Here is a 9,402-nt window from a genome sequence, read left to right on the forward strand (position 1 = left end):
ACCGCAAAAACGCCTGCGTTTGCAAAGTCCTTATCAAAATTAAAGCGATAGTATGCTTTCCCCATGATTTTAATCGCCCATTCGGGCATTTGAGGTACAGCCTTTTTGGCCGACCCGGCATTTAAGCGGGTGGTAAACTGCTGGTTGGTGTGGTAGTACATGGCCTTTAAATCGGTTGGCCCATAGAGGGAAACCACCCCGCAAACGCTGATGTCCTTTCCTCCCAATTCCTTTGGTGTAAACTGCGGGTTGTTGGCCGTATAGGCTGCAAGCATGGCAAGATGGCCTCCGGCAGAACCGCCACCCACCACAATGGTATGGGGATTTACGCCGTAAGTGCGTGCATTTTCTTTGATCCACACTATTGCCCGCTTTACATCATTTACCATTCCCATCATGTCCGTTTCATGAGCAAGGCGATAAGCCACGTCCACAATCACATGACCTTGGGCAGCCAAGTGACTAAAAAACGGACGTGTACCAACATCTTTATCGAGCAGGGCCCACGCGCTACCATGCAGGTATATAAAAGCCAAGCCAGAAGGGGTGACCGTTGCATTTGGTTGCCATACATCACACAAAAGTTTCCGGTCAGTGCCAGGAATGCTTGCAAATGAGATGTCTTGTTCCAAACGTGGAATCGGAACGGCGGGTAAACTGATGATGGTTCGTCTTGGGAGAAAGTGTTTTTTTTGTTCGGCACTGATGCGGTTTTCCCAATCCAAACCGAAAGCCTGTGCAAAACCGCTTGAAACATCAGGCGGACGGGTAACGCTGAAGATATATAAAAAATAAATCAACCCGTTATACATGCCAATCAAACCAAGGAAGACAGAACCAGTTGCCAGTCCCACCACGGCGCTCAATACACCGATAAGGAAAAGAAAAGGTGATACGGCGCTAACGAATAGCTTTAACATCCACAAAACCGGTGCAGGCCAATGTAAACGAAGGAAAATCAAAATGCTCATTAGGGTACCCAAACCGCCTAAAACAGTTGCAAGAATTTGAATTGTTGATTTTATTGTTTCCATTTGGCTCTATTTATTCACTGCTCCTTACATCCGTACAAACCCATCCACCGACCGACGCAGTGAAACCGGTTGCGGATACGTCTTCACATATCCGGTGCGCAAAATAAATTGTATAGGATCCTTGATGCCGATAGCTGAATTGAGTTCCGCGTTCGTAGTTGTTTCTTCTAATATCTGCGTCATCGGATGAATGGCGATTCCTTTTTCTCGAATGTTTAGCCACAGCTTTTGCAGGCGACGGCCCGTATCAATTAGGGTGGCTACGGCATTGTCTTTACTCGTGATCAGCAGCCAACCGGCAGATTGTGATACTTGTTTGTGAACAGTGTCAATACTTTGCTCCCTGAAATTCTTTTTCATTACATTCGATTTTCCATAAAAATTCCGCAAAACCCAGGCCGGAACTCCCTTTATTTCCATACTTGCGGTAGTCAGCCCGTCACCGTGTTTTGCGGCATCTTTACTGGAAAACCGAATCCAATCGGCCAATTCGCTTTGTGCAGCATCCCGATAGGATTGAATTCGATTGGCTTCAATCGTTTGTTCATTCAGGTATTGGTGCTCTTTTGAGGTATTGGGTAGCCAATGAAAAACATCACGCTCGCCCGCCATCAACTCATCAAAGTCCTCTTTTTTGAGTACCTCACTGAGGTAATTTGACCGGATGGTTCTACGCTGTTTTATTTTTTCAATGTTGTATTTGGGGGTATTGCTTGCTTTCGTCAATTTGACAGATAGTACCTGTTCATCTTGATTGTTGTTGGCTAAAATAGTGAATTGAGATTGGTATCCGAGGTTGCTGGCGGCATATTCCAGGTTTTGGGTGAATGCCCCGATCGACAGCATCGTTTCTCTTTGCGTGGGATCAACCCCAGGAAGCCATTTGCTTTTGTCATTGCCGATTATCCAATGGTAAGGTTCAATGTATTGTACAAACCAGGGTTGGGTGTTGTGTCCGCTGGGTGCCAAGGAGGCCAGGAAGAGGATGTTTCTTTCATCGGCAGTAAGGGGAATTTTTTCAGGAAAACTTCCCTCAAGATCTGCTCTGACGAAATTGCTTTTGTCACTTTGCAGGTAATAGCCGCCGGCGACCACCAAAACAGCCCCGCCAGCAACACCTAAGAATTTTTTCCTGTTCATAATGGTTTTTTTTAAGGGCTAGTTTTACAAAAAATTAAAACTTTTCAGGTCGGTCATACTCGATTTTTTTCACCTTAAACTTGGCATAAGGGTAATCGCCTTTTTCCAATTTATAAAGCACTTCAATGTTGGTCGGCACCTTTATTCCATTTAGCTCTTGGTAATCCTTCATTTTACCAATCCAGGTTTCCAGCTTTTCTTCGCTCATGTATCGTTTTGTTTCCATTTGGGTAATCTCGCCAAGCTTATTGAAGCTGACAATATAAAATAGCGATAAGCCCTGGTAATTGAAGGTCAATTTCGCAGTCTGCGCATCCATTGCAGACCATTGCAATCTTTCACTGGGCAATAGGTTGGTCGGAAACCAAACACCTTCGCACAGCCAGCGCTGCAATTCGCCCTCATTGTATTTTTCGCCTTGCGCATCTACTACATTGATCAGGGACAACAGCGAAACCACCAATCGTCCTTTATCCGAAATGTACATATCGCGGGCGGTAAATAGCGTAGTACTGCCTTTCCAGATAAAGCCAGGTTTTTCGGTCGTGAAATACTGTTCCCCTTTGATGTTCAGCCAATTTTTGTCTAGTCCCGTTTTAAATTGCCCGTCGTGGGTCAATCGGATGTAACCAATGTAGGCTTGCCCCTCCTTCAAAACATGCTTAAAATAGCGCTGAACGGGCTCGGGTAAGCCGTTTAATTGCTCATAGCTGAATGCCTGGTCAGCAGAAATAGGCTTAGATTGAGCAAAAAGTTCTTTTACCTCATTTTTGAATTGGATCGATAAATTTATTTTTCCAACCATTAAAATAAGCCCGATTATACCCACTACAATCAACAAAACGATGATGCCAATTTTGAGCGGCCAGGAGATCACTAAATCAATCATTGCTTTTCATATTGAAAAAACTTCAAATTCCTAAGCAGCCGGATGACCACCATTGCCAGCAATCCTGCTCCGATGCTCAGTGCCCAATCGGCGACCGACATGGGCACAATGGAAAGCGCCTTACGCACCGGCGCAATTTGGTACAACACGGCTACAATGAGGGCACATCCACCCACTGCAAACCACACGCAGCGATTGCGCACCACCTCGGTGCGCCAAAACGGTAGATCCATCGAACCCATGTTGAACACATGGAACAACTGGGCAAAAATCAGGGTAAAAAACAAGATATTGTTGTAAAGCGCAGGATTCCACTCCTCCCAGGCATGAAGGGTGTAATAGCTGAAATACACTGCTCCGATGGTCGTCGCCGTGATGATCGCTGCGTAGAAAAAAATGCGCCCCCAACGTGATTTGTCAATGATTGGTTCATTCACATCGCGCGGTTTCTGCTTCATTACCTCTGAACCGCCAGGCGTAACGCCCAAGGCCAGCGCTGGTAACACATCGGTGACCAAGTTGATGAACAGGATTTGCAGCGGCTTCAATTGAAAATCCAGCAGCAACATGGATACGATGGCGATGATCGCCAGTTCGCTCAGGTTGCAAGACAAAAGATAAATGACAAACTTGCGGATGTTGTCAAAAATGATCCGCCCCTGGCGAATTGCCACCACAATGCTGGCAAAACTGTCGTCGCGCAGCACCATGTCAGCTACGTCTTGCGCTACTTGGGTGCCGCGTTTGCCCATCGCGATACCTATATCGGCTTTTTTGAGCGCGGGGGCATCGTTCACGCCATCGCCAGTCATGCCTACAATGGCCTTGCGTTCTTGAAAAACCCGGATCAAATCGAGTTTCTGTTTGGGGCTTACCCGAGCAAATATTTTGGCGGCGGCCCAGCGCGATTTATCCGCTGCGCTGAGTTTTTCGAAGTCGGGCATTTCTTTCCCCAGTACCACATCGGTTTCATCAGCATCAATGATGCCCAATTGCCTGCCAATGGCTTTTGCGGTAGCAGGATGGTCGCCAGTGACCATCACCACCTCAATTCCAGCTTCCCGGCAGTGCCTGATGGCCGCAGGGATTTCCCTCCTAGGCGGATCGATCAAACCGAAAAGTCCTACAAAAGTCAGGTTTTCAGCCAATTCCAGCCCAGGTTTTGCGTCTGGTTTAAAAGCCCCCGCAATGACTTTAAGCCCCGATGAAGCCATTTTTTCCGCTTCTGCAAGCCAAGCCTTCCGAGCCTTGGGACTCATTGGAGTATTTTTATCCCCATCGAGTAGAAATGAACAACAATCCAATAAGTCTTCCGCTGCTCCTTTGGCAAAAACCAGCTTACCTTCCGAAGTCTCGTGCAAAGTGGCCATGATTTTGGTTTCGGAGCTAAAGGGCATTTCCGACAGTTTGGGGGATTTATGTCGGAGCTCGTTGATGTCTTCGCCTAATCGGCGCGCGAATTTGAGCAAGCCAGTTTCAAGCGGGTCGCCAATTTCTTTAATTTTCCTTTTCTGGGCGTGAATTTCCGAATTGTTGCACAAAATGGCAATTTGGAGGAGGCGACGGTATTGCATCTCTGGCAAATGACCGAGGGGTACATCGGCAGCATCGTCACTTTTTGCCCAGGTGCCTCCCGGGGCAGCCAAAGCTTCGACTTCCAATTTGTTTTGCGTCAGCGTACCGGTTTTGTCGGTGCAAATCACGGTGGTTCCCCCCAGGGTTTCGACTGCGGCAAGTTTGCGGACAATCACTTTATGGCGGGCCAATTTGAGCATTCCCTGCGCCAGTGCCAGCGTGGCCACGATAGACAAACCTTCGGGGACGGCAGCTACAGCCAAGGCGATGGTGGTTTGGAACATTTCCAGAATTGGCTTTCCACCAATGACTCCTGCAGCAAAAATAACGACTACCAGGCCAATGGTAATTTTGATGAGACGACCGCTGAACGCTTCCAGTTTCTTTTCCAGAGGGGTGGCAGCCTGTTCAGAGCTGCCAATGAGATGGGCGATTTTCCCCAATTCGGTGTTCATGCCTGTTCCGACAACCACTGCCTTGCCGTTGCCCTTGGTGACAAAGGTTCCTTTAAAAAGCAGGTTGGACTGTTCTGCCAACGGCGTGTCAGTAGGCAACGCAGCAGGCTCTTTTTCCACGGGAACACTTTCACCCGTGAGGGAAGCCTCGTCCACTTGCAGTTGGGAGCTGTTGAAGAGTCGCGCGTCGGCAGGGGTCATGTCACCGGCTTCCAGATAAATCACGTCACCGGGTACCAGCATTTCGATGCTGATTTCCTTCAAACTACCTCCACGGAACGCTTTGGCCGAAACGGCAACCATTTTTTTCAGGGCGGCCATACTGCGTCCTGCCTGAAATTCCATGTAAAAACCGATTATGGCGTTCAGGAAAACCACTACCAAAATGGCGATCCCGTCCAGCCATTCCTGAAAGCCAAATGATGCACCAGCCGCGATGACCAGGAGGACAACCAGGGGGCTTTTGAATTGCCGTAGGAAGAGTTTCCACGCCGGTATTTGTTTGTCTTGGGCAATGGTGTTGGGGCCAAAAACTTCCAGCCGGGTGGCGACTTCTGCAACCGACAGACCCTGCTCGATATTTGCGCCCAAATGGGTAAACAATTCCGTTTCCTGAGAAGCCCAAATGGGGACATCAGATTTGTCAATTGTCTTTTTTTTGTTCACTTTAACCATATCCGGATACTATTTTGAATTTCAACCGCTATTGCTTTTTTACGTTTCTGTGCACCCTATCGATGTGTATCCAACTCTTCAGTTTACTGGTTCAAGTACATCATTTCACTTTCAACAAGCTGGCATTGATGGCCACCACCACCGTGCTCACCGTCATCAACACGGCACCTGCGGCGGGACTAAGCAAGATCCCCCAATGGTACAACACTCCTGCGGCCAGGGGCAGCGCAATCACATTGTACCCAGTTGCCCAAATGAGGTTTTGAATCATCTTGCGATACGTTGCTTTGCCAAAGAGGATCAAACTCACGACATCTTTGGGGTTGCTATTGACCAGAATGATCCCGGCGGTTTCTGCGGCAATGTCACTGCCAGAGCCTACCGCGATGCCAACGTCTGCCTGTGCCAAGGCAGGGGCATCGTTTACGCCGTCGCCTGTCATGGCCACAAACTCACCTTGGCTTTGCAGTATTTTGATTTTTTCCAGCTTTTGATGCGGCAATACCTCTGCCATAAAACTGTCCATGCCCAAAGTCTCACTTACACTTTTGGCCACTTTGCCATTGTCGCCGGTGAGCAAAATGGATTTGATCTTATTTTGGGTCAAGGTTTTGATCGCGTCTGCCGATTCAGGGCGGATTTCATCAGATAAAGCGATATACCCGGCCAGTTCATTATTGACGAGCACAAAAACCACCGTTTCGGTATCATTGGCGCTGAAACCCTCAGGAAGAGGAATTTTGTTTTCGGTTAAATAGCCTGGACTAACCACCAATACCTTTTTGCCCTCTACTGTTGCTTCTACTCCTTTGCCCGTGATGGCTTTAAAATCGTCAGCGACTGGGATAGAAACAGCCGCGTCTTTCGCCTTTTTCAGGATACCGGTGGCAATGGGGTGTTCTGATTTTTGCTCCAATGCTGCGGCCAAACGGATAATTTCATTCTCGGTGAGCGCAGTTTGTAGGGTAACGATTTTGGAGACTTCAAATTTACCTACGGTCAGAGTCCCCGTTTTATCAAATACGATGGTGCTGATCTTTCTGGAATTTTCAAAAGCTGTCCGATTTTTGATCAATAAGCCGTGTTTGGCAGACAAGGCCGTTGACTTTGCCACGACCAATGGGACGGCCAAGCCCAGCGCATGCGGGCAACAAATGACAATAACGGTGACCATTCTTTCCATGGCAAAAGCCAAAGATTGACCCGTTAAATACCAGTAGAAAAAAGTAGTGAGGCCCGCAACGATGGCAATGAGGGTAAGCCATTTGGCGGCCTGGTCGGCCAACAATTGGGTTTTGGATTTTGATTTCTGAGCATCATCCACCAACTTGACGACCAGCGAGAGGTACGAATCTTTTGCGGCATGAGATACAGTAACTTTGATGGCACCGTTGCCGTTGATGGCACCAGCAATGACTTTGTCACCATTGACTTTTTTTACGGGTTTTGATTCCCCTGTTAGCATCGATTCATTCAGGTAACTTTCTCCGTCCGAAACAATGCCATCCGCAGCCACTTTTTCACCAGGTTTCACCAAAATGACATCGTTTGCTTTGAGGGTATCGGTTTTTACTTCCTGTATCTTATCCGACTTCACCAGGTGAGCTTCTGCGGGCATCAACTGTACCAATAGCTCCAATTCTCTGGACGCTCCAGCCACCGATTTCATTTCTATCCAATGGCCTAAAAGCATAATCAGGATTAAGGTGGCCAATTCCCAAAAGAAATCCATGCCCTGCAAACCAAATACAATGGCGACGCTGTAGATGTACGCAACAGTAATGGCAAAACCAATTAAAAACATCATGCCGGGGTTCTTGGCTTTTATTTCTTCCAGCCACCCGGTTAAAAATGGCCAGCCACCATAAAAAAACACGACGGAGGACAAGCCCAATAAGAGGTATGGTGAACCGGGAAATTGCCAATTCACTCCCATAAACTGTTGGATCATCGGAGACAGCAGCATGATGGGAATGGTCAAAGCCAAGACGATGTAAAATCTTTTTCGGAAATCAGCAATCATCATGGCATGGTGGTCATGGCCAGCATGGTTCATCGGTGGATTGGCGGCGGTGTGAGGGTGTTTCGGCTCAATGGGTTTTTGCGCACTTTGAGCTTGAGGTTTATCTTGATGATGGTCGTGATTTTCCATGGTTGCCTCTTTTGTTAAATGTTAAAAAATCTCCTTGCGCAGCGCCTCAAAACAAAGACACTGTGCAAAGAGATTTTTTGACTAAGTAGTTGGGCAAAAATAAGTGTTCATTTTTCTTGAGCCAAAGGATTAGATAAGACACTTAAAATGAAACGTTTATTTATCTAATCCTCTGGCAAAATGATCACTTACTTTTTTATTGCCCCTTATACTAGGCCATTTTGATTTTCATGGGCTATTTCCGGTTTTTATCCAACCAGTCCTGAAAATTTGCAATTTCCCGCTGCTGGTCGTCAATCATTTGTTGTGCCATTTGTTTCAACTCGGTGTGCTGCCCATTGGCCAATTCCTCCTTGGCCATGGTCACTGCGCCTTCGTGGTGCATCATCATCATGCTGGCAAAATCCTGGTCCATATTGCCGTTCATGGACATAGACTTCATTTGGTCGTGCATTGATTGCATGCTTCCGCTGTGCATTGGCTGCTGCTGAGTGCCAGTAACCGGATGTGCCTGAACGAAGTCTCGCAACTTGACAATCTCTGCTTTTTGAGCCATGATGATTTGTTTTGCCATGTCTTTCAATTGAGCATCGGAACCCGACTTTACTTGAATTTCGGACATGTCAATGGCACCCTGATGATGCTCTATCATCATGTTGGCGAAGTCTACATCGAAGTCCCCTGTCATCTTCATGGCATTTGTACGTTGCATCATGGCATCCATGGATTCCATCATGGCCATGTTGTGCGCACCGTGGGTTTGATCCTTTTGGCCAGCGTTTTCCTTAGCGGTATTGCTGGAGTTGCAGCCACTCAGCAAACAAAGTATGGTAAGCAGCGATAAAAGAAATGTGTGTTTCATAAGGTCAAATTTTTTAAAAGGAATTGGAAAATAGGCGAAGTATTGATGAGAATCGCTGTGAAAGGAGATTTTGTACACTACATTTTACCCATATTGCTGCATTCGGCAGCACATTTGCGACATGCTTCTGCACATTTTTTGCAATGCTCCATGTGTGAGTGCTTCTCACATTCCACTGCACAGGCAGTGCAGATTTCTGCACAGAGTTTGCAAATTTGGTGTGCGAACTCACTGCCGCTGGCCATAGCTTGTACAGCCAACTGACAAATGGCTCCACAGTCATGGTCTAATTTGATACACCGGGCCAACATTTTGATGTCTTGTTCTTCCAAGCAGGCACTTGCACAATGGTAACATTCTATTGCACAGGCTGAACATGCGGCGATGCAACTTTGAAATTTTTGATGACTCATCTTGTTGTGGTTGTAATGGTAGAGAATATTCTCTCAACAAAGCTATGCCCTCAACTGCCCTGAAGTATTACACAATTTTGGCGATAGTTTATATCATTCACACATTAATTTTCTGTAGACTTAATGACAGCACTTTTTGAGAAATGGCTTTTTGAACACCCAGATTATCAATTTCATATTATTCCTTAAAAATGCCAAAAAGCCATG

The 9,402-nt window shown here is 46.8% G+C and carries 7 protein-coding genes; all 7 read right to left on the bottom strand.

The window, feature by feature from the left end:
- On the bottom strand, positions 1-1,034 hold a 1,034-nt coding region (locus ABW391_RS27115), incomplete at its 3' end, for an alpha/beta hydrolase (RefSeq protein ID WP_353485043.1).
- A 24-nt stretch (positions 1,035-1,058) separates the two neighbouring features.
- Complete coding sequence (locus tag ABW391_RS27120; protein ID WP_353485044.1) at positions 1,059-2,174, bottom strand: Acg family FMN-binding oxidoreductase; 1,116 nt, start codon at positions 2,172-2,174, stop codon at positions 1,059-1,061.
- Positions 2,175-2,208: 34 nt separating this feature from the next.
- Positions 2,209-3,063 (bottom strand): DUF6544 family protein, encoded by an 855-nt coding sequence (locus tag ABW391_RS27125; RefSeq protein ID WP_353485045.1) that lies wholly within the window; start codon positions 3,061-3,063, stop codon positions 2,209-2,211.
- Complete coding sequence (locus ABW391_RS27130) at positions 3,060-5,768, bottom strand: cation-translocating P-type ATPase (protein ID WP_353485046.1); 2,709 nt, start codon at positions 5,766-5,768, stop codon at positions 3,060-3,062. Before ABW391_RS27130 ends, ABW391_RS27125 begins: the two co-directional genes overlap by 4 nt.
- Before the next feature lie 100 nt (positions 5,769-5,868).
- On the bottom strand, positions 5,869-7,920 hold the full coding sequence (locus ABW391_RS27135) for a copper-translocating P-type ATPase (RefSeq protein ID WP_353485047.1): 2,052 nt from the start codon (positions 7,918-7,920) through the stop codon (positions 5,869-5,871).
- A 235-nt stretch (positions 7,921-8,155) separates the two neighbouring features.
- Positions 8,156-8,782 (bottom strand): DUF305 domain-containing protein, encoded by a 627-nt coding sequence (locus tag ABW391_RS27140; protein WP_353485048.1) that lies wholly within the window; start codon positions 8,780-8,782, stop codon positions 8,156-8,158.
- A gap of 77 nt (positions 8,783-8,859) precedes the next feature.
- Positions 8,860-9,195, bottom strand: a complete 336-nt coding sequence (locus tag ABW391_RS27145; RefSeq protein WP_353485049.1) for a four-helix bundle copper-binding protein — start codon at positions 9,193-9,195, stop codon at positions 8,860-8,862.
- Positions 9,196-9,402 lie beyond the last annotated feature (207 nt).

Source organism: Haliscomenobacter sp., assembly GCF_040403615.1.
Lineage (GTDB): Bacteria > Bacteroidota > Bacteroidia > Chitinophagales > Saprospiraceae > Haliscomenobacter.

What these genes read in the sequence shown, in the direction of transcription:
- ABW391_RS27140 (WP_353485048.1), bottom strand. Translation starts at nt 8,782, where the DNA reads ATGAAACACACATTTCTTTTATCGCTGCTTACCATACTTTGTTTGCTG.
- ABW391_RS27120 (WP_353485044.1), bottom strand. Translation starts at nt 2,174, where the DNA reads ATGAACAGGAAAAAATTCTTAGGTGTTGCTGGCGGGGCTGTTTTGGTG.
- ABW391_RS27145 (WP_353485049.1), bottom strand. Translation starts at nt 9,195, where the DNA reads ATGAGTCATCAAAAATTTCAAAGTTGCATCGCCGCATGTTCAGCCTGT.
- ABW391_RS27125 (WP_353485045.1), bottom strand. Translation starts at nt 3,063, where the DNA reads ATGATTGATTTAGTGATCTCCTGGCCGCTCAAAATTGGCATCATCGTT.
- ABW391_RS27130 (WP_353485046.1), bottom strand. Translation starts at nt 5,768, where the DNA reads ATGGTTAAAGTGAACAAAAAAAAGACAATTGACAAATCTGATGTCCCC.
- ABW391_RS27135 (WP_353485047.1), bottom strand. Translation starts at nt 7,920, where the DNA reads ATGGAAAATCACGACCATCATCAAGATAAACCTCAAGCTCAAAGTGCG.